Origin of the sequence: Citrobacter sp. RHB36-C18, assembly GCF_013814485.1 — a bacterium.
Lineage (GTDB): Bacteria > Pseudomonadota > Gammaproteobacteria > Enterobacterales > Enterobacteriaceae > Citrobacter > Citrobacter braakii.
In genome coordinates this window covers 2708140-2731806 of the sequence record NZ_CP057125.1, presented here as the reverse complement: position 1 = coordinate 2731806, position 23667 = coordinate 2708140, and the positions used below count along the sequence as shown (strand labels likewise).

Genomic DNA, 23667 nt, shown 5'->3' with positions numbered 1-23667 from the left:
GCTGTCATCTATTCTTAAATGGCAGGGTAACTTAGCCTGCATTAATGCCAACTTTTAGCGCACGGCTCTCTCCCAAGAGCCATTTCCCTGGACCGAATACAGGAATCGTATTCGGTCTCTTTTTATGTGGATTTTATTTCAATCACTTAGGACATCATGTCCGAAAGTTTCCGAAATTTGTCCGCATATCACAATTCGGGATTTCTTCGTTATACCACACTGCTTTTAACATTTACACTTCATTTGCGCAGAAAAAGATCAGATCGTGATGCCCATTTTTTCCTGTTCTCCAGGCGTATGGTCTGCTTATGCGCCAGCATTTCAGTTGTCACTAGTGCCGAGAGGTTTAGACTCACTTGTATCAATAGCGGTATAATTATCCATCAATTGATGCCGTTCTGGCCCCTGATACATGGACTCAGTTTCTCAATAACGAGATATAAGAAATGGAAAAGTTAAAAGAAAGACTCGTGATGGAGATTGGTAATGCGGAAGATCTCTCTGCAGCATTAAAACTATACACCAGTTTCTATCTATTAATCCCAGAGTATAAATTTGTCTTTTCATCGCCTAAAGGGCCATATCCGGGGTTTCAAACTAACAAGAAATTCAAGCATGGGGCGTCTATACGCTCTTTATTCAATGATGAAAATGTTTTCGTTATGGATCCTCAAACCATAGAGGAAATGTTCAGTGATAAAGGGCACTCCATATTTAAAATAGATTACTCAATATCTCTTGATAGCCAGGCATTAAGTTATCTCAGACCATATATCAATGGTAAAGTTTCTGGTCTGGATGATGACATCGAAGAAATATTTAAATTTATTTCTCATCAGAATACGCAGGTAGACTCTGTGTTATATGAGCTGGAGAACCTTAAAAATCTGGATGAGAAAGAGAATCACCATAAAATATTCGATAAGTTGATGGGTTACGAATTTATAAAAGATGTTGATCTCGTTAATTCAGGAACCAGCGGAGTATTGACCTCAAAAATATCGCAAGGTGAGCTTTTTCTTAATACCGACAGACATTTTAGCTCACTGCTCACCAAAAACAAAGACTCTGAGTTCAGGCGTGCCTTAAGAGACAGGCACGATAGTATTTACGCTTATGTTCTTATGATGAGTATCATCCAAATCAAATCGCCTGCCAGATCGCTCAAAAATAAATTGATCGAACTATTAAGTTTTGCTCACACCAAAGTATGCTTTTTGGCAACAAGAGAGTTAATTCTAGCGAGTGAGTTTTTTATACGAGGGACAGAATTTAGGTTTTTTAACAAAATACATAAAAAGTCGAAAAACATGTGGTCGGCATTACATGGTATGGCCTGGGATCTGACTCATTGTCGATATTTAGAGCAAGCACTTACCTTCAATACAGGAAATGATGAGCGATATTTTTTCCCTGGAATATTGACTTGTGACAAAGGTTTTATTGAGGCGATGGAGCTCACGCCGCTTAAGGCCGTTGCATTTGATACCAAAGGTGGACCGCCGTTGCTGTTTTATCATGAACATGATGTGATAAAAATTACCGGGGATATCCCTGCGGTTAATGATTTCTATCAGGAATTGTGTTGTAAACAGAAAAGAGAAGAAAGAGCTCGTGCGCGTAATGCACCCACTTATGACCTGCAATCTATAGTAGCTGAACTGGAAGCAGAACTGGAAGCTGTTGCGTTAGTACCTCGTCGACGCGCGGATAGCGTAGGACCGTGATGTATGATTCGGTCGCTCTGTTTTTTACTGCTATGGTTTAATTTAGAACAGGGCAATATTTGTGTACAGGAGGTCAAATGGGACTGCCTGACAATGCTTATCAAAGAGTGGAAGCGACGCGCTGGCGACATGTTTGGGTGGTCGGGGATATCCACGGTTGCTTCTCATTATTGATGGCGAAATTGCGCCTGTGTCATTTTGATCCGTGGCAGGACCTGCTGGTTTCAGTGGGGGATGTTATCGACCGCGGACCTGACAGTTTGCGTTGCCTGAAACTACTGCGTAAACGCTGGATTATCGCGGTCAGAGGGAATCATGAACAGATGGGGCTGGACGCGCTGGCAACCGGGGAGCAATTCCTGTGGTTTATGAATGGCGGTTCGTGGTTTGCGCAGGCGGAGCAGCCAGCGGCGACAACCGCTCTTGAAACGTGTCGGCAATTACCCTGGATTCTGGAGCTGCGTTGCCAGAACGGCATACACGTTATTGCTCACGCAGATTACCCTGATGATAATTATCAGTGGCAAAAAGAGGTCGATTTACAGCGGGTACTGTGGGATCGCACAAGGCTGATGAATAAAGGCAACGGCATTCGCGGCGCGGATCACTTTTGGTTTGGCCATACGCCTCTGCGTCAGCGACTGGACCACGAGAATCTGCACTATATTGATACCGGTGCGGTGTTTGGTGGCGAGTTGACGCTGGTGCAACTGCAATAATCAAAAATCGCTGTATTCCTGGGCCGGACGCCAGAAGCTGTCTATGTAGTCATCCGCGGGTAAACATCCGCCGTTACGAATACGCTGATCGTCCATCGATATCAGGCACTGCTGCTCAGTTTTGTAGACATCAACAACGATATCTTCACAACCGCCACCCAGGTAGCACACAAAAAGAACCAGCGTGAACATTCCATCCTCAAATGGTAAAGCCATACCTGTAGTGTAGAAGATGTTGATAGATGAGGGAAATTAACCAAGAAATAACCCGTCTGGCGACGGGTTCTTTTTGAATCAGGCAAGGCGCATGATCCAGGCATCTGACTTACGATCGTAGTGCTCGCGAAATAGAACTGAATGTTCTCCGTTAAGAAGGGCCGGGACGCTGGTGTCGGCATCCCAGGCATCAAGTTGCATGCATAAATCCGGATCGGATTTACATGGAATGGTTAACGTTCGGTCCCCTGGCGATTCGCCATGTAACTCGGCGTCGTCGATTTCAAAAGCGCCAATGCGCACACTGGTTTTCATCATCGTGCTCTCCGTTTATTTGCTGGTTGTGGTACGACCAGTTAGGCCGTCCATTTTTCAGCGTAGTCAACGTTAGCAAAAGCGCCAGTAAAAACGTGCGTTATCCTGTAAAGAGTTTGCCATCCCGGACAAGATCGCGCGGGTAGCTATTCTTTAATCGCGATCCAATACGTTTCGCCAGGCCAATCGGCTGATGCTGGAACGTAACCAGCACATCGTCGGTGGTCGGTGCGGTCTGCGGGTAGACATCCCGTCCGCGGTACCACTCTTCGGCTTCGGCAAGGGTCAGTTCAAACGCATGGCTGTGATTTGTGCTGGCGAGAGCAATGACGGCTTCATGCTGCCAGCGGTACCCTTTATTGTGCGTTTCAGCGAGTTTGATGCCGAGTCGGGAAAAGCGGACTTTGCCGATCAGGGGTTCAATCTCGGTTGGGAATAGCCAAATCTCTTTATCACGCTGCCACAGGCGCAGAGTGTCTTCCCACTGCAATCCACAGGCGTTAGCGGCCTGAGTGACAAGCGCGGATTCACGTCCTTTAAGCGGGCTGAACGGGAAGTTACCGACTTTGTATTTTGGCGTCGGTAGTGCAGGGATCGCGGTGGTTTTGCGCAGACGCGCGACGAAAAAACCTTCACAATCGTAGATCTGCGGGAACACATGCAGGAATCCTTCCGGGGTCAGGGCGCGTTCAGCCTGCGGGAATAAATCGCCCAGTGGTAAAAACTCGACGGCGTCCGGGTAGGTCTCAATCAACCACTGCATAATGTCTTCATTTTCGTCACGGTTCAGCGTGCAGGTCGAGTAAACCAACGTGCCGCCGGGACGCAAGGCATGAAAGGCGCTGTCGAGAAGTTCGCGCTGGGTTGCGGCAATTTCCAGATTACTTTCTGGCGACCAGTTTTTTAGCGCATCGGGATCTTTACGCACCACGCCTTCACCGGAACACGGCGCGTCCAGCAAAATGGCATCGAAGGCTTCTGGCAACGCTGCGCCAAATACCCGCCCGTCAAAATGGGTTAGAGCGACATTGGCTATCCCGCATCGGCTGATATTGGCATGCAGGACTTTGACGCGACTGGCGGAAAACTCATTCGCCAGAATAGCACCCTGATTTTTCATTTTTGCGGCAATTTGCGTGGTTTTGGAGCCGGGGGCTGCCGCGACATCCATCACCCGATCCGGGGTATTGCCATCGGCAAACAGCGCGGCGACCGGCAGCATTGAGCTGGCTTCCTGAATATAAAACAGGCCGCTTAAATGTTCCGCGGTACTGCCGAGCGGTACTGACTTTTCATCATCGCGTTCGATCCAGAAACCTTCAGCGCACCAGGGTATCGGAGTGAGCGACCAGTTGTAAGGTGCAGTCAGAGTGAGGAAGTCGGCAACGGAGATTTTCAGCGTATTGACGCGGATGCTGCGACGAAGCGGACGCTGGCAGGCAGCGAGAAAATCATCAAATGAGAGCGTGGAAGGCATTGCTTCACGCATTTGGTTTAGAAAGGCGTCGGGAAAATAAGCCACTTGGTACCACCGGCAAAAAAACAGGTGCGCAGTGTAGCATAAGTGCTCCGGCGCGAGTATGTACGCCGGAGCAAGGGGAGAGATTAACGTGGCAGGGCGGTTCCCCATTCACGCCACTCTTTTGGTTCGCTTTCGAGCAGCAGGAAGTGTTTACCTGCCTGCGCTTTCGGGGCCAGCGGCGTACCCGGTGGCGTAGCGAAGGCGATTCCGCCGCGAATGAACTGATTGAAGGTACCGGTCTTCACGACGCCGCCGGTCAAACCAAAGTCGAGATTGTATCCGGATGCCAGCCAGAACACTGAGTTGTTCCGCACCAGATGCTGATAGCGCTGGCTAATGCGCATCGCCACCATCACGCGGTCAGAAAGCGAGCCCAGCGTCAGCCCAGTGACGGTCCCCACTTCAATGCCTCTGAACAGGACTGGCGTACCGATATTCAGCGAACCTGCTTCCGGCGCTTCTACCACAATACTCAGACCATCGAGGTAACGAGAGTCGGTAATGGTGGCTTCCTGCAGTTCAAAATCACGGCGCGGGTTACCGCGTCCTGGTTCAACGTTAATATACGGCTGTAAGATCGTATCCAGATGCTCGACGCCTGCCGCTGAGATTTGCGGTGTGATCACGGAGAAGCGGGTACCGCTACGGGCAAAAGTCTGCACGTATTCCGGATACAGAACCGCTTTTGCCTGAACTTCGTTACGGGCGGTGATTAGCTCAAGCGTCTGGATCTGGCCGATATCGATCCCCAGGTAGCGAATTGGCATGCCGGCCGCGAGTTTACCGGCATCGAACGCGTGTAGGGTTATCTGGCCGCCCACCGCACGTGCAGCGGTTTCGGAAGCATACAGAATACGCTTGTCGCCTTTGCGTTGGCTGGCGCTGGCGCCGCTGAGGTTATCGAAGCTAATCGCCCCTTTGAGCGCTCGCGACAGGGGAGATGCCTGTACGGTCAATCCGCTACCGTTAAGCTGAACCTTTGCTCCGCCTTCGGCCCAGAATACGCTGTTGCTGGTCAGCAGGTTGCGATATTCCGGTTTGATATGCAGATCGATATCAAACGCATCGGCGCGTGGGCGAACGCTAATCACTTCACCGACCTCGAATTTGCGGTATAACACCACCGAACCGGCCTGCACATCAGGCAGCGTTTCGGCGCTCAGGCTGAGCGTGGTAGTTGGCAGATCGCTCAGGCTGTTTTCAATCGCTTTTTCCAGGTTGGCATACAGCGGGTAGCTTTTTTTCATTTCACCCTTGGTACCGGGCAAAATACGAATGCCGCCGCTGAGCCATTCGCTGGCGCTGGCGCCAAGGAATTCCACGCCATCAAGCCCGACCTTGACGTCAACGCGGCTGTTGACCACGAACTTACTGTCACCTTGCACCAGGGCGCGATGCTGTGGTTCGATGGCAACGGTAAATGAGACACCTTTGCCAGAGAGCGTGCGATCAATCACCTGACCGACCTGTACGCCGTGAAGAATCAGCGGCTGACCGGCATCAATACCGTAACTCTCCGGCGCGGTCAGCGTAAGCGTCATGACGCCCGGATCGTGTAACAACGACCTCTCAGCAGGAATAACCGCAAACTGGTTACGCGGCTCGCCCTCGCCAGGTACCAGCTCGAAAGTTTTGCCCGTCAGTAGCGAACTGATATTGGCATCGTTTAACGATAATTTAGGACTGTGTAATTCAATCCGCGTATTGTCGCGCAGCAGCGTTACGACGCTGGGATCGACCGTCATTTCGCCGGTCACTTTACCGCCCGGATTTAAATCCAGTTTGGTCAGTTGCCCGACTTCTAATCCTTGATACATCAGCGACGTTGAGCCGGCCTTGAGTCCATCGCCGCTGGGTAAATCAAGCTTGACGATCACTCCCCGCTGGCTGTGCGCGAGATCCTGATACAAACCAAACGTGTCATCGGCCACCGCGGGTTTAGAGTCTTCGGGCGAATCAAAAGCAATGGCGCCATTGACCAGCGCCGCCAGACTCTCCAGCTTGATCTTCGCTCCGCTGAGGCTGACATCCGCATTCACACCGGACACGTTCCAGAAACGGCTGCCTTTTTTCACCAGGTTGGTAAAGCGACGTTCGATCAGCACGTCGATGGTTACGCCCTGATGATTTGGGTTGATGGTGTAGTCATACACCCGGCCCACCGGAATCTTGCGGAAATAAACCAGCGAACCGCTATTGAGCGACCCGAGGTCAGGGGCGCGCAGGTGCAGCATCAAATCGCCATTATCCAGACGATATTTGGGCTGCGTATCGAGGGCGACGAAATGATCTTCCGGCTCGCCGGTTCCGGGCATCATGCCGATATAGTTGCCGCCAACCAACGCATCCAGGCCAGAAACCCCCGCCAGCGACGCTTTCGGCGTGACCAACCAGAACTGGGTATCTTTGCGCAGAGCATCTTTCATGGTCGATTTGATGCTGACGCGTACTTCAATTTTGCGTAGATCTTCGCTGAGGTTGATATCCTGCACGGTGCCCACTTCAACGCCCTGATAGCGAACGGGAGTACGGCCCGGCACAATGCCGTCAGCAGACATAAAGTCAATGGTTACGGTATTGCCGCGATCTTCATAGCTTCCCCAGATAAGCCATCCTGCAATCATCAGCGCGATGAAAGGCAGCAGCCAGAACGGAGAGATACGGCGTTTAGTTTTAATCTGCGCTTCAGTCTGCGAAGCGGGCGTTTCCTGACTCATGTGCATCCCAAAGTAAGCGGCTGTCCAGCCATTCCACAGCAAGAATAGTCAATATTACCGCTGCGCCGAAATAAAACGCAGCTGGCCCCATAGTAAAAGCAAGTATCTGATCGCGATTAATCAGCGACATGGTTAAAGCGATAACAAAGAGATCCAGCATCGACCAGCGACCAATCCAGGTCACCATACGCAGCAGTTTGATGCGGGTACGCAATCCTTGCTCACATCTAAAATGGATGCTGATGAGCAACGTAAACATCACAATCACTTTGGTGAATGGCACCAGAATACTGGCGATAAAAACAATCGCCGCTACGCCAACGTTGCTGTTCGCCAGGGACATTATGCCTGACAGGATCGTGTCTTCCTGGCGGCCGCCATTGACATAAATTACCGAGATGGGCAGCAGATTAGCAGGCAAAAGCAGGACGATCGAGGCCAGCAGAGCAGCCCAACACTTTTGGATACTTTGATTTCTGCGCCAGCGCAACGGGATATGACAGCGAGGGCAGCGACCTCGGGCGTCCGGATAACCTGTAAAGTGGCAACCGAGGCAGACGCGAAGTTTTTCATCGGGCCGACGGGCTGGTCTTTGCGGGTAGAAACGGTCCCAAAGCTGCTCAACGTTAAGGTGCGACAGCGTCAAAACACTGAGGATCACCAGCGCAATAAAAGCAAACAGACCTACACCGGGTTGCAAAAAAGCATAGTCCTGAACTTTGATTGATGCGACGCCAATGCCCACCAGATAGATATCAAGCATCACCCACTCTTTGAGCCTTTCCAGCATCAGCAGCACAGGGCGCAGGTTCATCCCAAGAATATTGCCAAACCACAGATAAGCGATTGAGGTCACGAGAATGATGGGCGCACCGGCAACGCAAAAGAGTACGAAGGATGCGGTGAGTGGGTCTCCTTGTCGGGTCATTTGCCAGATGCCTTGCAGCACATTGGCGTCAATGCGCACACCTAATAAATAGATGTGCAGGAGCGGTTCTCCCCAGGCAAAGGGCATCAGCAGCAGCATGGTGAAAGCCATAGCCGCCAGTCGTGTTAATGACCAGTCGCGTCCGTCACGAATTTTTGCCTGACAGCGTGGGCAAAATGCACTTTGGTGCGAACGCATTTTAGGCAAGCTAAAGATCAGGTCACATTCAGGGCAGCGATGGTAATGCGCACGAGGGAGTGCATCACCAATGGACCTGATGGCTATTTTTTTAGTCGGCGTGATGCGTGGTGTCGTTAAGGCCATGTATCGCGAATCAAATTGTTGAAGTAATGTTATCTTAACTCATGACGGGAATGATCTTGAGCATTAACGCATTTAATGTTTATTTTAGTAGGCTGCAGCTTTAAGTAAGACAACTAAGTGATTACATAATGAACAAAACAGAGCTATACACGGATCTGAACCGTGACTTTCAGGCATTAATGGCAGGTGAAACCAGTTTTCTGGCAACGCTGGCAAATACCAGCGCGTTGTTGTACGAACGTCTTGCAGAAGTGAACTGGGCCGGTTTTTATCTGCTCGAAAACGATACGCTGGTGTTGGGGCCTTTCCAGGGAAAAATCGCCTGCGTGCGGATCCCGGTAGGACGCGGGGTGTGTGGGACCGCAGTAGCGCAGAACCAGGTTCAGCGCATTGAGGACGTTCATGCTTTTGACGGACACATCGCATGTGATGCCGCCAGCAACGCTGAAATCGTCCTGCCAATCACCGTCGAAAATCAGATAATCGGCGTGCTGGATATCGATAGCACGGCGTTTGGCCGCTTTACTGACGAGGATGAACAGGGGCTGCGAACGCTGGTGGCACAGCTTGAAACCGTGCTTGCAACGACGGATTACAAAAAATTCTTTGCGCGCGTCGCAGGATAATCAACGGATAACGTAGCAATTACTGATGACGTCATTATAATGTCGCCTGTTCATGCCTGCGCTTGTTGGCTACGTCCGTTGTAATCAGGAAATTTCATGGAAAATCAACCTAAGTTGAATAGCAGTAAAGAAGTCATCGCGTTTCTGGCCGAACGCTTCCCGCAGTGTTTTAGTGCGGAAGGCGAAGCGCGCCCACTGAAAATTGGCATTTTTCAGGATCTGGTAGAGCGTGTTGAGGGCGAAATGAACCTCAGCAAGACGCAGCTCCGCTCTGCCTTACGTCTCTATACTTCAAGCTGGCGCTATCTGTATGGCGTTAAATTGGGCGCAACGCGTGTTGATCTCGACGGCAACCCCTGTGGTGAGCTGGATGAGCAGCATGTTGAACATGCTCGCAAACAGCTGGAAGAAGCTAAAGCCCGCGTTCAGGCGCAACGTGCAGAGCAACAGGCGAAAAAACGCGAAGCAGCCGCTGCTGCCGGTGAAAAAGAAGACGCACCGCGTCGCGAGCGTAAGCCGCGTCCTGCACCGCGTCGTAAAGAAGGCGCTGAGCGTAAACCTCGCGCTGAGAAACCAGCAGCAAAAGCACCGCGTGCTCCTCGTGAAGAACAGCATACCCCGGTATCTGATATTTCAGTACTGACGGTAGGGCAGTCTCTGAAGGTGAAAGCAGGTAATAATGCGATGGATGCCACCGTATTAGAAATCACCAAAGATGGCGTCCGTGTACAGCTGAATTCGGGTATGTCTTTGATTGTACGCGCAGAACACCTGGTGTTCTGAAACGGAGGCCAGGCCTGGCATGAACACTTTTTTTAGGCTTACTGCGTTAGCTGGTCTGCTTGCATTAGCAGGCCAGGCACTTGCTGTGGAAGATATCACGCGTGCCGATCAAATCCCCGTTTTAAAGGAAGAAACCCAGCATGCGACGGTAAGTGAACGTGTGACATCGCGTTTTACGCGTTCGCACTATCGCCAGTTCGATCTGGATCAGGCGTTTTCGGCAAAAATTTTTGACCGCTATTTGAATCTGCTCGACTACAGCCACAACGTGCTGTTGGCGAGCGATATCGAACAGTATGCAAAAAAGAAAACGGTCCTTGGCGATGAACTGCGTACCGGCAAGCTGGATGTCTTTTACGATCTCTATAATCTGGCGCAAAAACGCCGATTTGAACGTTATCAGTACGCGTTAAGCGTACTGGCACGTCCAATGGATTTCACCGGTACCGACACCTTTAACCTCGACCGGAGCAAAGCGCCATGGCCGAAGAGCGAAGCAGAGCTTAACGCGCTGTGGGACGGCAAGGTTAAATTTGACGAACTCAGCCTGAAGCTGACCGGCAAAACCGATGCGGAAATTCGTGAAACGCTGACGCGTCGCTACAAGTTTGCGATTCGCCGTCTGGCGCAGACCAACAGCGAAGATGTGTTCTCTCTGGCGATGACGGCTTTCGCCCGTGAGATCGACCCGCATACTAACTATCTCTCTCCACGCAATACCGAACAGTTCAATACTGAAATGAGCCTGTCTCTGGAAGGTATTGGCGCGGTTTTGCAAATGGATGATGACTACACCGTCATTAACTCCATGGTGGCGGGCGGCCCGGCAGCCAAGAGCAAAGCAATAAGCGTTGGCGACCGTATTGTCGGCGTGGGTCAGACCGGTAAGGGAATGGTCGACGTGATTGGCTGGCGTCTGGATGACGTTGTTGCGCTGATCAAAGGACCCAAAGGCAGCAAAGTTCGCCTTGAAATCCTGCCTGCCGGTAAAGGTACTAAGACGCGTACTGTCACGTTAACGCGTGAACGTATTCGTCTCGAAGACCGCGCCGTGAAAATGTCCGTGAAAACCGTTGGCAAAGAAAAAGTCGGCGTACTGGATATCCCTGGCTTCTATGTTGGCCTGACGGATGATGTCAAAGTTCAGTTGCAGAAGCTGGAAAAACAGAACGTCAGCAGCATCATTATCGATCTGCGCACTAACGGTGGCGGCGCGCTGACCGAAGCCGTTTCGCTCTCCGGTCTGTTCATTCCTTCCGGCCCGGTGGTTCAGGTTCGTGACAATAACGGTAAAGTGCGTGAAGACAGCGATACCGACGGCGTTGTGTACTACAAAGGCCCGCTGGTAGTGTTAGTCGATCGCTTCAGTGCTTCGGCATCAGAGATTTTTGCTGCGGCAATGCAGGATTATGGTCGTGCGCTGATCGTTGGTGAACCGACTTTCGGGAAAGGCACTGTACAGCAGTATCGCTCTCTGAACCGTATTTATGATCAGATGCTGCGTCCGGAATGGCCGGCGCTGGGTTCTGTTCAGTATACGATCCAGAAATTCTACCGTGTAAACGGGGGCAGTACACAGCGTAAGGGCGTTACGCCGGACATCATCATGCCGACAGGTAATGAAGAAACGGAAACCGGTGAGAAGTTTGAAGATAACGCGCTGCCGTGGGATAGCATTGATGCTGCGACCTACACCAAATCAGAGAATCTGACGCCGTTCGGACCTGAATTGTTAAAAGAGCACAATGCACGTATTGCCAACGATCCTGAGTTCCAGTACATCATGAAGGATATTGCGCGTTTCAATGCGATGAAGGATAAACGCAACATCGCTTCTCTCAATTATGCTCAGCGTGAGAAAGAGAATAACGAAGATGACGCAATGCGTCTGGCGCGTATCAACGATCGGTTTAAGCGAGAAGGTAAGCCGCCGCTGAAAAAACTGGACGATTTACCGAAGGATTACCAGGAACCAGATCCCTACCTGGATGAAACGGTAAAAATTGCGCTTGACCTGGCGCATCTTGAAAAAGAAAAGCCAGCGGAACAGCCCGCAACCAGTAAATAACCTCCAACAGGCACAAGAAATTGTGCCTGTTTTTTTAACAAACGCATGAAGACGTCAGTGTGATACGATAAAATGTAAAGTTGTGTCTTTCTGGTGACTTAGCACCTATGGATGCTTGAAAATAGCCATAAGACCCATACGATATGGGTAATCGCATAGTGCGTTTTGTTAAATTGAGGTTAAAAGAAAATTATGATGCGAATCGCGCTCTTCCTGCTGACGAACCTGGCTGTGATGGTCGTTTTCGGGCTGGTATTGAGCCTGACAGGGATTCAGTCAAGCAGCGTTCAAGGCTTGTTGATCATGGCACTGCTGTTTGGTTTTGGTGGTTCCTTCATTTCGCTGCTGATGTCCAAATGGATGGCGTTAAAATCCGTTGGTGGGGAAGTGATCGAACAGCCTCGCAATGAAAGAGAACGCTGGCTGATGAATACGGTAGCGAATCAGGCTCGCCAGGCTGGGATCGCTATGCCGCAGGTTGCAATCTACCATGCGCCAGATATTAACGCGTTTGCCACCGGTGCGCGCCGGGATGCTTCGCTGGTGGCTGTGAGTACAGGCCTGTTGCAAAACATGAGCCCGGACGAAGCTGAAGCCGTTATCGCGCATGAAATCAGCCACATTGCTAATGGCGATATGGTTACCATGACGCTCATTCAGGGTGTGGTGAACACCTTCGTTATCTTTATCTCACGTATTCTGGCGCAAATTGCCGCTGGCTTTATGGGCGGAAACCGCGATGAGGGTGAGGGCAGTAACGGCAACCCATTGATCTACTTCGCAGTGGCGACGGTGCTGGAACTGGTGTTTGGTATTCTGGCGAGCATTATTACCATGTGGTTCTCACGTCATCGTGAATTCCATGCGGATGCCGGTTCAGCAAAACTGGTGGGGCGTGAGAAAATGATCGCCGCGCTGCAGCGTCTGAAAACCAGCTATGAGCCGCAGGAAGCGACCAGCATGATGGCGTTCTGCATCAACGGTAAATCCAAGTCGTTGAGTGAGCTGTTTATGACTCACCCGCCGTTGGATAAACGTATTGAAGCGCTGCGCAGCGGAGAGTATTTGAAGTAAGTTAATGGCTGTCACGGGGCACCCGTTGCTCCGTGACTCATAAAACATAATGGCTATTTAAAGCTATCGATTAAAGCCTCGCCCAGACTATTCTGTCCCAGTTCTGCTTTACCTCTCATTCCGTCATTTTTCTCTGCCGGGGACGAAAATATTCCTTGTCGCTTTATCTCTGGTAAAAACATTAGAGCCCCGCTGGCTGCCAAAAGAACAGTGCCAGGCATTTGATGAAACCCAGTGGTAGACGGGCTATCATTGACAGCCCGTCTGGTAGGAAAAAACTAAATCAGAACTGGTAGTTTAATGATACCCAATAGTTACGGCCCGGGTTTACGTATCCGGTAGTGGATTGCGCAGTCTGATAGTAATCTCCTGCGTAGGTGCTATTACGGCCTACCTGATAAAGTTTAACCTCGCTAAAGTCTTTATCCAGCACGTTATTGACCGCCGTATTCAGCGTCAGATCTTTGGTCAGCTTATAAGACATTCCCATGTCGAGAACGGTCCAGGCTTTTAAATCAGCGCCTTTATCGTCATAGACGGCCTTTTGTACTGCGCTGAGGTTGTTGTAATTTTCGGTAAAGCGTGGGGCTTTACCGCGATAACGTGCGCTCAGCCAGGCATTCATATCTTCCGTTGCCTGCCAGTTCAGGCGAGCGTTAGCCATATGTTTTGGCGTGTAGCTTAACGGCGCGCCTTTATTGTCACCATCTTTTTGCTTGCTCTGGGTGTAGGTGTAGTTGAGGGATAAAGTCAGCACATCCGACCACAGAGGGAAGGTGCTGGCAAATTCAACGCCATCGGTCCTTGCCTTGCCGCTGTTGGTATAGCTGTTGGTATTATCATCGATAGAATACGAGACAATTTTATTTTTGTATTCGGTATAGAAGCCGGTAATGTTGGCGTTCAGCCCGGTGTCGTTCTCGTAATACAGCCCGGTTTCATAGCTGATACTTTCCTCAGGTTTTAGGTTCGGATTACCGACCGTATTCACGGTTCCTTGCGCGGTTACGCCGCTGATCCCGTTATGTAACTGGCTCAGTGATGGCGCTTTATAACCTGTCGTCACGCCGCCTTTGAGCGTCCATTCGTCGGATACGTCCCAAACTATATACGCGCGTGGGCTGAGATGACCGCCAAAGACATCGTTATGCTCGTAGTGTGTCCCTGCGGTTAAGGCCAACGAGTCGAGAATATGCCATTCATCTTCTACATAGGCTGCCCACGTTTTTTGATGGAACTTTTCGCCGGTATTGGCCAGCACCACACCGTCTTTCATGCGCGCATCCCAATATTCCCCGCCGAGGGTTAAGAGGTGCGAATCACCTAATGGCGTCAGCAGTACTGAGTCCAGAATGACGTTGGTGTTCTTCAGTTCACGTGCGTCACCGGCCCGGCCTGCGTTCTCTGGCGTGAGTGCGGAGGAGACCAATTGTCGTCCTTTGTTCTCAGTTTCATTCCAGCCGAGGGAGGATTTCCATGTGCCGAACGTTAAGGCGGTATCGTGGCCGAGGGTGACTTTGTTACGCTCATAGCGCAGCGTTTTATCGTAACCCCCCGTCAGGTTACCCAACTGACCGTCATCGTTATCATAGCGCTGTCTGGCGGAGTCGAGATCTAACCATAGCGTATTGCTTTCATTCGTCTTCCAGTCGAGTCGCGTGCCGATGTTATAGTTTTCTGACTCGGTAGGATAAGGTACGCGAGTGGAGGAGGTATCGCTCAGGGAGGTAACGCTGGAACCCTGACGTTGGGTGGTGCTACCCCGAACCTGCATATCCAGTACGCCAGCGATTAACGGGCCGCTTGACCAGAAGTTGGCGACCGTGCTGTTACCCCATTTATTACTCTCTTGCAGGTTAACGCCGGTATTGATGGAGGTGCTCCATTTATCGGTGCTTTTTTTGGTGATGATATTCACCACGCCACCGATTGCGTCGGAGCCATAAAGCGTCGACATCGGGCCGCGGATCACCTCAATATGATCGATTGCCGCCAGTGGAGGCATAAAGCTGGTATTCATAGCTGAGAAGCCGTTTGGCGTCACATCGCTGCTGCCGTTTTGACGAATACCGTCAATCAGGATCAGAGTATAACTGGCGGGCATGCCACGGATGCTGATCTCCAGGCCACCGGTTTTACCGGTGCTGCTTTCAACATCCACCCCTTCAACAGAACGCAGGGCTTCGCCTAAATCATTATATTTATTGGTTTGTAACTCTTGCTGTGAAATAACGGAGACGCTGGCGGCAGCGTTGGTGATTTTCTTTTCGTAACCGGAAGCGGTTACCACCATAACATCTTCAGCGAAGGCCAGGGGACTGGAAAATCCTAGACAGGACAGAACAACAGAAGCAATAGGTTTTAAGCGCATAGTCAAACTTCCTTTGTTAAAAATTCAAAGGAAGTAAGATAATTGATGGGAATGATAATAAAAATAATTATCATTATATGTTTACGTAACTTATCACTTCTGGTGTTTTTCTTGAATAAATATACATAAATTGTCATTAGTTTTAGCTAAGTAAATAGCGGAAATGACCAATAATTAGTATTTGTAATCATTAGGTTGTAATTAATTTGCCATTAATTGAATGGCTAACATTTAATCTATTTTCTGTGATTCAGAGGGTACTCAATTAGGAGTATCAGAAAAAAGTATGATAATTTTAGAAAATCGTCATACTTTTCTGCGCCGCATCATTTTTTTCGTCATTTCAGTCCGCCATAATCCCTTCCCCAGGAGACCGTTTAACGGCAATGAATCGTTGAGCGGCATAAAAATAACGCAAATCTGGATAACATAATGATTAAAGGCAAGCTGGCACTGCTTACGTGTGCATTGACTCTCGCATTAACCTCACCACTTCTCGCCGCGCAAAATGTGAGCGAGGGTCAGACGTTGAAGCTGGCAATTGGACCTGAGCCAACGGAAGGGTTTGACCCGATGCTGGGCTGGAGTCATGGCAGCTATTTGCTTTTGCATGCACCATTATTAAAACAAAACGCAGATATGAGCTGGGGTAACCTGCTGACGGAAAAAGTTGAAACCAGTGCTGACGGCAAAACCTGGACGTTGACGTTAAAACCCGACCTTAAATTCTCCGATGGTTCCCCGCTAACCGCTGAAGATGTGGTGTTCACCTATAATAAAGCCGCAAAGAGCGGCGGCAAAATCGACATGGGAAACTTTACTCATGCCAGCCTGAAAGATAACCGCACGGTAGAAATCACGCTGCGCAGCCCACAGAGCACCTTTGTGAACGTGCTGGGCTCTTTGGGTATTGTTCCCGAAAAACGGTATGACGAAAAAACATTCGCCAAAAATCCGATTGGCGCGGGCCCTTATCGGTTGGTGAGTTTTCAGCCGGGGCAACAGCTGATCGTGGAGGCGAACCCCTGGTATGCCGGTAAGAAAAATGATTTCAGTAAGCTGGTGTTTGTCTTCCTTGATGAAGATAACGCTTATGCCGCAGCGCGCAGTGGTCAACTGGGACTCGTGCGTATCGCGCCTTCGATGGCGGTTGCGCCTCAACAGCAGAATTTGAAGCTTTGGGTACGCGACAGCGTGGAAAATCGTGGCATTGTGTTCCCGATGGTTCCAGCGGGTAAAAAAGACGCCAATGGTTATCCGATCGGTAACGATATTACGGCTGATATCGCCATCAGACGCGCCATCAACTACGCCATCGATCGTAAACAACTTGCCGATCAGGTCATGGAAGGTCATGCGATTCCGGCGTATAGCGCGGTTCAGGGCCTGCCATGGCAGGGACAGTCAGTTGCGTTCAAAGATGGCGACAGCGAAAAAGCGCGGATGATTCTGGAAGAAGCCGGCTGGAAGGTGGGGAAAGACGGCGTACGCGTGAAAGACGGTAAAGAGGCTCGCCTGACTTTGTGGTACGCCAGCGGTGACAGTACGCGCCGGGATCTAGCCGAGGCCGTACGTGCGATGCTGGAGCCCGTGGGTATTCAGGTCTCGCTGCAATCCGGAAGCTGGGAAACCGTTGAGCGGCATATGCATTCGAATCCGACGCTGTTTGGCTGGGGAAGCCTGGATCCGATGGAGCTTTTCCATCACTACAGCAATCAGGCCGCGGGCGTGGAATACTACAATCCAGGCTATTACAGCAATCCCGTCGTTGAACAACATCTTAAACAGGCCATTGATGCTCCGGACTGGCAAAAAGCGTTGCCTTTCTGGCAACAGGTGGAGTGGGATGGCAAGCAAGGGGCTGGGGTGCAGGGCGATGCCGCCTGGGCATGGCTGCTGAACATTCAGCACACTTATCTGGCAAATCCGTGTATTGACTTAGGCAAAGGTGCGCCGGAGATCCACGGTAGCTGGTCACTGCTCAATAATCTGGATGAATGGACCTGGACCTGCCGTTGATGAAGTCTGTTGTAGGCCATTTTCTACGGCTGATAGTGTTATTAGTGCTGGTTGCGGCTGGCACTTTTATGCTGCTCAGCTTTTCTCCTGTCGATCCGATTCGCGCCTATATTGGCAACGATCTCCTGCACGTGCCGCCGGAACAATATGCGCGTATCGCTGCTCGCTGGGGATTAGACCAGCCGTTATGGGAGCGTTTTGGTCACTGGTTTATACGTGTATTGCAGGGCGATCTCGGCTACTCAATGTTGTTTAATGCACCGGTTGCCAGCGTAATCAAGGAGCGCTTTGCAACTTCGTTTGCCTTGCTTGGCGGCGCGTGGCTGCTCTCCGGCATACTGGGAACGGCAATGGGGTTTGTCGCGGGTCGTTATCTGAATCGCTGGCCGGATAAAGCAATCTGTCGACTCAGCTATCTGCTTTCGTCGTTGCCGACCTTCTGGATTGGCATGCTGCTGCTGGCGTTATTTGCCGTGCGCTGGCCGGTATTTCCGGTCTGCTGCGCGTGGGAGCCGGGCAACAGTGGTGATATGGCCACGCTGGCTGAGCGTCTGCGCCATTTAGTGCTGCCCGTTTGCGCGCTAAGTTTATTGGGACTTGGCCAAATTACACTTCATACACGGGAAAGTATCGCCAGCGTGATGAAAAGCGATTTTGTCCGTTTTGCGCGTTCTCAGGGAGATAAAGGCTGGTCGCTGCTGCGTCATCAGGTTCTGCGCCATGCTATCACGCCCGCGCTGTGCCTGCAGTTTGCCTCGCTGGGAGAATTGCTGGGCGGCGCACTGCTGGCGGAAAAAGTTTTTGCTTATCCGGGACTGGGACAGGCCACTATTGATGCCGGATTGCGCGGCGATCTGCCGTTACTGATGGGGATTGTGTTGTTCAGTACCGTACTGGTGTTCATTGGCAACTCGCTGTCTACCTGGCTTGTCCATGTGTTGAACCGTGCTCTGGAGCGACCTGATGCTCTATAATCCGACGCCGACGCTGATTCGTCTTCTGCTCTCTTTTAGCTGCCTGCTATGCATTGCGGTGTATGGCGCAGCGACGCTGGATAACCCATTGAGCGTTAATCTGCTTGCCCGTCATTTACCGCCTGATGCGCTGTATTGGTTTGGCACCGATAACCTCGGTCGCGATCTGTGGATTCGTTGCTTTCAGGGCGCGTTAACCAGTCTGCAAATTGGTATTGGCGCGGCGTTGTGCAGCGGCTTCATCGCATTAATGATGGCGGCGGTTTCACGTATACATCCGCGTCTGGATGTACTAATGCGTCTGATTACCGATGCCATGCTGTCAATGCCGCATTTGCTGTTGCTCATATTGATCTGTTTCACGCTGGGCGGCGGAAAAAATGGGGTGATTATGGCGGTTGCATTGACCCACTGGCCGCGGCTGGCGCTAATCCTGCGTGCCGAAGCGCAGCGCGTGGCCCACAGTGACTATCTGACGTTAACCTGGCGTCTGGGACACGGACATTTTTACTGCTGGCGGCATCACTATCTCCCGGCATTGTTACCCCAGTGGTTAACGGGAACCTTGCTGATGTTTCCCCACGCGGTGTTGCACAGCGCGGCGTTGAGCTTCCTCGGTTTTGGGCTGGCGCCGCATGAACCATCGCTGGGCCTGTTGCTGGCTGATGCGCTGAGGTTTATCAGTCATGGCGACTGGTGGTTAGTGCTGTTTCCCGGGCTGATGCTATTCAGTCTGGTTATGTTATTCGATCAGCTCGCAAGGGCAGTGCATCGTTTATGGTTACGAGGTGACGCATGTTGAGTTTAAGACAGGTCTCGCTGGACGTGGCGCGTTATCGCTGGTATGGCGCGAGAAACTGGTCTTCGCTGTTGCAGGATATCTCTTTCGACGTAGCGCCAGGTCAGATGGTGGCGTTAGTTGGGGGAAGTGGGGAAGGTAAAAGCCTGTTGCTGCAATGTCTGCTTGATCTCTTACCGGACAATTTGCGTTTCAACGGCTCCATCACCCTGGAGGGGAAAACGCTGGACAGTGATGATATTCGCAAATGTCGTGGCAATACTTTCAGCTATGTCCCGCAAGGTGTTCAGGCACTTAACCCGCTGCTCTCGATTGAAAAACATCTGCGCAGGGCAAGTCAGCTCTCCGGCCAGGCCTGGAATGCCGGAAAAATTGAACGATTGCTCCAGCGTAGCCAACTGGAAAGTCGCGTATTAGATGCCTTCCCACGCCAGCTTTCAGGGGGGATGGCGAAACGTGTTCTGGCCTGTCACGCGTCGCTGAGTCAGGCCCGCTATATTCTGGCGGATGAAATTACCGCCTGGCTTGATGCACCGCTGGCTAATCAACTGCTTGAACAGCTACGTGAGCAATGTGAGCAAGGGGCTGGCGTTTTATGGGTAACGCACGACCTTACGCTGGCCGCTCGCCACGCGGACCGCATTGTCGCGCTGCATCAGGGAAGGGTGTCGGATAACGTCAGCCGGGAACAGCTGTTACGCGGAGAGATCAGCGAGCATCTGCAACGCCAATGGCGGGCCCTGCCTGAAAGAAATCAACTTTTTGGAGAGCGCGATGCTGTGCTGTCGTGAGGTGACGATTTGTCAGGGAGGAAAGGTGCTATGGCAAAATCTGACCTTCTCTCTGCGCCCCGGAGAACGCATTGGGGTTTGCGCACCCAGCGGAACCGGCAAAACAACGTTGGGGCGCGTACTGGCGGGCTGGCAAAAACCGACCTCGGGTGACATTCTGGTTGATGACCAACCGCTGCCAATGCACCAGTATTGCCCGGTGCAACTGGTGCCACAGCATCCGGAATTAACCTTTAACCCGCGGCGTAGCACCGGCGATGCGGTTCATGATGCCTGGCGACCTGATGCTGAACTGCTTACCCGTCTTCACATCAACCCTGAGTGGTTAACTCGCCGTCCCGGACAGCTTTCTGGCGGTGAACTGGCGCGAATTGCTTTACTTCGCGCGCTGGATCCGCGGACACGTTTTCTTATTGCCGATGAAATTACCGCCCAGCTCGATCCTTCCATTCAAAAAGATATCTGGGTATTGCTGCTTGAAGAGTGCCAGCGTCGGCCATTAGGTATGCTCATTATCAGCCATCAGCAGGCTCTGCTTGAGCAGATTTGCTCCAGAAAACTCATTGAAGCGTGAGGCAATAACGTGCAGTAATGTCTATTGATTAAATTGTTATGTTATATTATAACAATTCACTCGCAAACGATTTGAGGGTGAAATTTTGGCTATTCGTTTTAACAAACTGACAATCGCTCTGGGGATGCTTTTAGTCAGTGGGCAGGTTTTGGCGCATGCTCATCATTCCCATGGTGCGCCGATGAGTGAAGCAGAACAAAAGGCGTCGGAAGGGGTATTTGATGATAACCAGGTGCAGAACCGAGCGCTGTCCGACTGGGATGGCATGTGGCAATCTGTCTATCCGTATCTGGTCAGTGGCGAACTTGATCCGGTTTTCAAAAAGAAAGCGGAGAAAGATAAAAGCAAAACGGCAGAACAAATTAAAGATTATTACCGTACAGGTTATGCAACCAATGTAGACACCATCGGCATCGAAGATGGCGTGATGGAATTTCACACCGGTAATCAGGTCGCATCGTGCAAATACGATTATGCCGGGTATAAAATCTTGCACTATAAATCAGGCAAGAAAGGTGTACGGTATCTGTTTGAGTGTAAAGCCGCTGACAGCAAAGCGCCTAAATACGTGCAATTCAGCGATCATATTATCGCGCCGCGTAAATCGAGCCACTTCCATATCTTTATGGGAAATACCTCGCAGGCTGCCTTGCTTGAGGAGATGGAAAACTGGCCTACCTACTACCCTTATCAGCTGAAGGGCGAAGAAGTAGTGGATGAGATGCTGCACCATTAATCCGGGCTAACCATATCTGTACACACCCGCCACCAGTGGCGGGTTTTTTTAATTAATAACCTGCTCTTTCCATCACCTGTCGCATTCGTTAGCATATTGTATCGCAGCAAGTGCATGTGTTTTTTCAGGAAGAGGTTAACGTGTTCGCAGAGTATGGAGTTCTGAATTACTGGACGTATCTGGTGGGGGCTATTTTTATCGTGCTGGTACCGGGGCCAAATACGATATTTGTGCTGAAAAACAGCGTCGGTAGGGGAGTAAAGGGGGGTTATCTCGCCGCCAGCGGTGTGTTTATTGGTGATGCCGTGTTGATGTTTTTGGCCTATGCCGGTGTTGCTGCATTGATTAAAACAACGCCCGTTTTGTTCAATATCGTTCGTTATCTTGGCGCTTTCTATTTACTGTATCTTGGCGCGAAGATCCTGTATGCAACACTGAAATCGAAAGCAAGCGACGCCGCGCCTGAGGAAGTCCCGTTTGGCGCTATTTTTAAGCGCGCATTAATCCTGAGCCTGACCAATCCCAAAGCTATTCTGTTTTATGTGTCATTCTTCGTGCAGTTTATTGATGTCAATGCGCCGCATTCAGGGCTGTCATTCTTTATTCTGGCTATTACGCTTGAGATAGTGAGCTTTTTCTATTTGAGTTTCCTTATTTTCTCCGGCGCGTTTGTGACGCAATATATCCGTACGAAGAAGAAACTGGCCAAAGTGGGGAATTCCCTTATCGGCCTGATTTTCGTTGGTTTTGCCGCCCGTCTGGCCACGCTTCAATCGTGATGCCATCGGCCCGCTGATTGCGGCGGGCCTTTAATATTGCGCTCTGCTTTTCATTTATAATCGTAGGGTTATAACCAATAAATGGTATTTTAAATGTATATTTTGAGGCGTACCCTGTGTACAGCAGCGGTTCAATATGACTCGCTGGTTGTCGACTGGAAAAGGGAAGAAAAATGCTTCAAATTCCACAGAATCATATCCATACACGCTCTACGCCATTCTGGAACAAAGAAACGGCGCCTGCCGGAATTTTCGAACGCCACCTTGATAAAGGGACCCGAGCCGGGGTTTATCCTCGACTTTCGGTTATGCAGGGGGCGGTCAAATATCTCGGATACGCAGACGAACACAGTCCGGAGCCAGTAGAGGTGATGATTATTGAAGCCGGTCAGTTTGGCGTTTTTCCACCGGAAAAATGGCATAACATCGAAGTGATGACCGACGACACTTACTTTAATATCGATTTTTTCGTCGCCCCGGAAGTTCTGATGGAGAGTGCAAATCAACGAAAAGTCGTGCGCACCGGCAAGGAGTAAATCATGGGTAAAGCAACCTATACCGTAACCGTGACCAATAACAGCAACGGTGTTTCTGTTGATTATGAAACAGAGGCACCAATGACATTACTGGTGCCGGATGTGGCAGCTGAAGTGGTCAAAGATCTGGTCAATACCGTGCGTTCGTACGATACCGAAAATGAGCACGAAGTCTGCGGGTGGTAGGCATTATTCACTGCTACTGATTGAATATATTAGTTTTTAATCTAAAAACTGCACTGTGCTTTGACGGCGCAGTGCGTTTTTTTATCTGGGCGAAACAGGGAAATATCCTGAAAGGATTCCTTAAGAATACCTTAAGAGATTCGCATTGATTGCTAATAGTTGATCATTCACAGGGGTTATGATCGCGAAACAGATATAAAACAGAACATCGCGCTTATGAAACTCAATACCCGACTTACATTACCCACAATCATTCTCGGATTAGCCATCGTGGCGATCCCGTTCGCCGCGAACTGGCATCTCCCGCTACTCAACGGTACTGTCGTCAGCTGGATTGAAAATGGCCAGGCGCTATGGCTGCTGTTTGGTGCCATATTTACACTCAGCTACATCAGGCCCTTATCACGTCCCGAAGGCGAGAAGCAATTTTGGCTTTGGGCGGCAGCGTGGTGGCTGGTATTACTGGGCCGAAGCACAAGTTGGGGCCGCGATTATTTTCCTGAGCATCCCAAACTCCTGTTCCGGGCTATCTCAGTGGTATTGATTGCCATGATTATTCTGCCAGTGCTGATTTCGAAGCGCTTACGCCAGGATATTGCCCGTCGCTTTCGCAATGAACCGCTACCTCTGTGGCTGTTAACGATCACCACCTGTGCATTTTTGATCTCCGATACGGTAGAGCATCATCGTCTGCTGGCTCCCATCTTTCTGCACAATGCTCAGTATGGCGATCTGATTGAAGAACTGTACGAACTACCGTTTATGGCGGGATTGTTTCTGATGAACCTCGGCTTTATGCGGCGGGATAAGCAGGAGGAAGCTGCATCCATCCGCTTCAGTGAACCACAGCTGGCGAAGTCATGAGATAAGGCCTGAGTCTGGA

Annotated in this window: 22 protein-coding genes; 16 read left to right on the top strand and 6 right to left on the bottom strand. The window is 50.6% G+C overall.

The genetic code is table 11. The annotated features are described in order from the left end of the window. Window positions 1-446 precede the first annotated feature (446 nt). Window positions 447-1727 carry a hypothetical protein gene (locus HVZ52_RS13045; protein WP_181598325.1) on the top strand — a complete coding sequence of 427 codons (1281 nt, stop codon included), beginning with the start codon at window positions 447-449 and terminating at the stop codon, window positions 1725-1727. A gap of 77 nt (window positions 1728-1804) precedes the next feature. Further along, complete coding sequence (gene pphA / locus HVZ52_RS13040; protein ID WP_047358581.1) at window positions 1805-2446, top strand: protein-serine/threonine phosphatase; 642 nt, start codon at window positions 1805-1807, stop codon at window positions 2444-2446. Here the strand turns inward: pphA and HVZ52_RS13035 are convergent, their stop codons facing one another. The 5 genes from HVZ52_RS13035 to yebS all read right to left on the bottom strand — a co-directional run bounded on the left by HVZ52_RS13035 (window position 2447) and on the right by yebS (window position 8468). Beyond that, entirely contained in the window at window positions 2447-2638 is a 192-nt protein-coding gene (locus HVZ52_RS13035) for a YebW family protein (protein WP_016152779.1), read from the bottom strand. A gap of 102 nt (window positions 2639-2740) precedes the next feature. Next, on the bottom strand, window positions 2741-2977 hold the full coding sequence (locus tag HVZ52_RS13030) for a YebV family protein (protein ID WP_029139506.1): 237 nt from the start codon (window positions 2975-2977) through the stop codon (window positions 2741-2743). A 100-nt stretch (window positions 2978-3077) separates the two neighbouring features. Next, entirely contained in the window at window positions 3078-4466 is a 1389-nt protein-coding gene (gene rsmF, locus HVZ52_RS13025; RefSeq protein ID WP_053389829.1) for a 16S rRNA (cytosine(1407)-C(5))-methyltransferase RsmF, read from the bottom strand. A 116-nt stretch (window positions 4467-4582) separates the two neighbouring features. Next, on the bottom strand, window positions 4583-7216 hold the full coding sequence (locus tag HVZ52_RS13020; RefSeq protein ID WP_181598324.1) for a PqiB family protein: 2634 nt from the start codon (window positions 7214-7216) through the stop codon (window positions 4583-4585). Next, window positions 7185-8468 carry a membrane integrity lipid transport subunit YebS gene (gene yebS / locus HVZ52_RS13015; RefSeq protein ID WP_016152782.1) on the bottom strand — a complete coding sequence of 428 codons (1284 nt, stop codon included), beginning with the start codon at window positions 8466-8468 and terminating at the stop codon, window positions 7185-7187. Before yebS ends, HVZ52_RS13020 begins: the two co-directional genes overlap by 32 nt. A 128-nt stretch (window positions 8469-8596) precedes the next feature. Here yebS and HVZ52_RS13010 point away from each other — a divergent pair, with 128 nt between their 5' ends. The 4 genes from HVZ52_RS13010 (at window position 8597) to htpX (ending at window position 13019) form a co-directional block, all read left to right on the top strand. Next, window positions 8597-9094 (top strand): GAF domain-containing protein, encoded by a 498-nt coding sequence (locus tag HVZ52_RS13010; RefSeq protein WP_016152783.1) that lies wholly within the window; start codon window positions 8597-8599, stop codon window positions 9092-9094. 96 nt (window positions 9095-9190) lie between these two features. Beyond that, on the top strand, window positions 9191-9877 hold the full coding sequence (gene proQ / locus HVZ52_RS13005; protein ID WP_003833781.1) for an RNA chaperone ProQ: 687 nt from the start codon (window positions 9191-9193) through the stop codon (window positions 9875-9877). 19 nt (window positions 9878-9896) lie between these two features. Beyond that, a complete protein-coding gene (gene prc / locus HVZ52_RS13000; protein ID WP_029139508.1) occupies window positions 9897-11945 on the top strand; it encodes a carboxy terminal-processing peptidase in 2049 nt (682 codons plus the stop codon). Between the two features lie 192 nt (window positions 11946-12137). Next, on the top strand, window positions 12138-13019 hold the full coding sequence (gene htpX, locus HVZ52_RS12995; protein WP_003034964.1) for a protease HtpX: 882 nt from the start codon (window positions 12138-12140) through the stop codon (window positions 13017-13019). A gap of 283 nt (window positions 13020-13302) precedes the next feature. Here htpX and HVZ52_RS12990 read toward each other — a convergent pair whose 3' ends face one another. Then, the gene (locus tag HVZ52_RS12990) at window positions 13303-15390 is read right to left on the bottom strand and encodes a TonB-dependent receptor (RefSeq protein WP_181598323.1); all 2088 of its coding nucleotides are present in this window, start codon (window positions 15388-15390) and stop codon (window positions 13303-13305) included. Window positions 15391-15822: 432 nt separating this feature from the next. Here HVZ52_RS12990 and HVZ52_RS12985 point away from each other — a divergent pair, with 432 nt between their 5' ends. The 10 genes from HVZ52_RS12985 to HVZ52_RS12940 all read left to right on the top strand — a co-directional run bounded on the left by HVZ52_RS12985 (window position 15823) and on the right by HVZ52_RS12940 (window position 23648). After that, the gene (locus HVZ52_RS12985) at window positions 15823-17409 is read left to right on the top strand and encodes an ABC transporter substrate-binding protein (protein ID WP_103766191.1); all 1587 of its coding nucleotides are present in this window, start codon (window positions 15823-15825) and stop codon (window positions 17407-17409) included. Continuing rightward, window positions 17409-18383: an ABC transporter permease gene (locus HVZ52_RS12980; RefSeq protein ID WP_016156289.1), complete on the top strand. Its 975-nt coding sequence runs from the start codon at window positions 17409-17411 to the stop codon at window positions 18381-18383. The genes HVZ52_RS12985 and HVZ52_RS12980 overlap by 1 nt, the downstream gene beginning before the upstream one ends. Continuing rightward, window positions 18373-19185 (top strand): ABC transporter permease, encoded by an 813-nt coding sequence (locus HVZ52_RS12975; RefSeq protein ID WP_049271223.1) that lies wholly within the window; start codon window positions 18373-18375, stop codon window positions 19183-19185. Before HVZ52_RS12980 ends, HVZ52_RS12975 begins: the two co-directional genes overlap by 11 nt. Continuing rightward, a complete protein-coding gene (locus tag HVZ52_RS12970) occupies window positions 19179-19973 on the top strand; it encodes an ATP-binding cassette domain-containing protein (RefSeq protein WP_016152790.1) in 795 nt (264 codons plus the stop codon). Before HVZ52_RS12975 ends, HVZ52_RS12970 begins: the two co-directional genes overlap by 7 nt. After that, window positions 19957-20547, top strand: coding sequence for an ATP-binding cassette domain-containing protein (locus HVZ52_RS12965; RefSeq protein WP_029139511.1), 591 nt, complete (start codon window positions 19957-19959; stop codon window positions 20545-20547). The genes HVZ52_RS12970 and HVZ52_RS12965 overlap by 17 nt, the downstream gene beginning before the upstream one ends. Window positions 20548-20671: 124 nt before the next feature. Then, complete coding sequence (zinT, locus tag HVZ52_RS12960) at window positions 20672-21283, top strand: metal-binding protein ZinT (protein WP_249417960.1); 612 nt, start codon at window positions 20672-20674, stop codon at window positions 21281-21283. Window positions 21284-21423: 140 nt separating this feature from the next. Continuing rightward, window positions 21424-22062, top strand: coding sequence for a leucine efflux protein LeuE (leuE, locus tag HVZ52_RS12955; RefSeq protein WP_016152793.1), 639 nt, complete (start codon window positions 21424-21426; stop codon window positions 22060-22062). Between the two features lie 173 nt (window positions 22063-22235). Beyond that, window positions 22236-22598: a DUF1971 domain-containing protein YeaR gene (gene yeaR, locus HVZ52_RS12950; RefSeq protein ID WP_005120376.1), complete on the top strand. Its 363-nt coding sequence runs from the start codon at window positions 22236-22238 to the stop codon at window positions 22596-22598. 3 nt (window positions 22599-22601) lie between these two features. Further along, on the top strand, window positions 22602-22784 hold the full coding sequence (locus tag HVZ52_RS12945; RefSeq protein ID WP_003832433.1) for a DUF1869 domain-containing protein: 183 nt from the start codon (window positions 22602-22604) through the stop codon (window positions 22782-22784). Window positions 22785-23000: 216 nt separating this feature from the next. Continuing rightward, entirely contained in the window at window positions 23001-23648 is a 648-nt protein-coding gene (locus HVZ52_RS12940; protein WP_181598321.1) for a hypothetical protein, read from the top strand. Window positions 23649-23667: the final 19 nt, after the last annotated feature.

Coding starts and splice junctions, on each gene's coding strand:
- HVZ52_RS13045 (WP_181598325.1), top strand. CDS start 447: ATGGAAAAGTTAAAAGAAAGACTCGTGATGGAGATTGGTAATGCGGAA.
- HVZ52_RS12975 (WP_049271223.1), top strand. CDS start 18,373: ATGCTCTATAATCCGACGCCGACGCTGATTCGTCTTCTGCTCTCTTTT.
- HVZ52_RS13020 (WP_181598324.1), bottom strand. CDS start 7,216: ATGAGTCAGGAAACGCCCGCTTCGCAGACTGAAGCGCAGATTAAAACT.
- HVZ52_RS12985 (WP_103766191.1), top strand. CDS start 15,823: ATGATTAAAGGCAAGCTGGCACTGCTTACGTGTGCATTGACTCTCGCA.
- proQ (WP_003833781.1), top strand. CDS start 9,191: ATGGAAAATCAACCTAAGTTGAATAGCAGTAAAGAAGTCATCGCGTTT.
- HVZ52_RS12945 (WP_003832433.1), top strand. CDS start 22,602: ATGGGTAAAGCAACCTATACCGTAACCGTGACCAATAACAGCAACGGT.
- zinT (WP_249417960.1), top strand. CDS start 20,672: ATGCTTTTAGTCAGTGGGCAGGTTTTGGCGCATGCTCATCATTCCCAT.
- rsmF (WP_053389829.1), bottom strand. CDS start 4,466: ATGCGTGAAGCAATGCCTTCCACGCTCTCATTTGATGATTTTCTCGCT.
- HVZ52_RS12990 (WP_181598323.1), bottom strand. CDS start 15,390: ATGCGCTTAAAACCTATTGCTTCTGTTGTTCTGTCCTGTCTAGGATTT.
- HVZ52_RS13030 (WP_029139506.1), bottom strand. CDS start 2,977: ATGAAAACCAGTGTGCGCATTGGCGCTTTTGAAATCGACGACGCCGAG.
- prc (WP_029139508.1), top strand. CDS start 9,897: ATGAACACTTTTTTTAGGCTTACTGCGTTAGCTGGTCTGCTTGCATTA.
- HVZ52_RS13010 (WP_016152783.1), top strand. CDS start 8,597: ATGAACAAAACAGAGCTATACACGGATCTGAACCGTGACTTTCAGGCA.
- HVZ52_RS12970 (WP_016152790.1), top strand. CDS start 19,179: ATGTTGAGTTTAAGACAGGTCTCGCTGGACGTGGCGCGTTATCGCTGG.
- HVZ52_RS12965 (WP_029139511.1), top strand. CDS start 19,957: ATGCTGTGCTGTCGTGAGGTGACGATTTGTCAGGGAGGAAAGGTGCTA.
- yebS (WP_016152782.1), bottom strand. CDS start 8,468: ATGGCCTTAACGACACCACGCATCACGCCGACTAAAAAAATAGCCATC.
- HVZ52_RS12940 (WP_181598321.1), top strand. CDS start 23,001: ATGAAACTCAATACCCGACTTACATTACCCACAATCATTCTCGGATTA.
- htpX (WP_003034964.1), top strand. CDS start 12,138: ATGATGCGAATCGCGCTCTTCCTGCTGACGAACCTGGCTGTGATGGTC.
- yeaR (WP_005120376.1), top strand. CDS start 22,236: ATGCTTCAAATTCCACAGAATCATATCCATACACGCTCTACGCCATTC.
- HVZ52_RS12980 (WP_016156289.1), top strand. CDS start 17,409: ATGAAGTCTGTTGTAGGCCATTTTCTACGGCTGATAGTGTTATTAGTG.
- pphA (WP_047358581.1), top strand. CDS start 1,805: ATGGGACTGCCTGACAATGCTTATCAAAGAGTGGAAGCGACGCGCTGG.
- HVZ52_RS13035 (WP_016152779.1), bottom strand. CDS start 2,638: ATGTTCACGCTGGTTCTTTTTGTGTGCTACCTGGGTGGCGGTTGTGAA.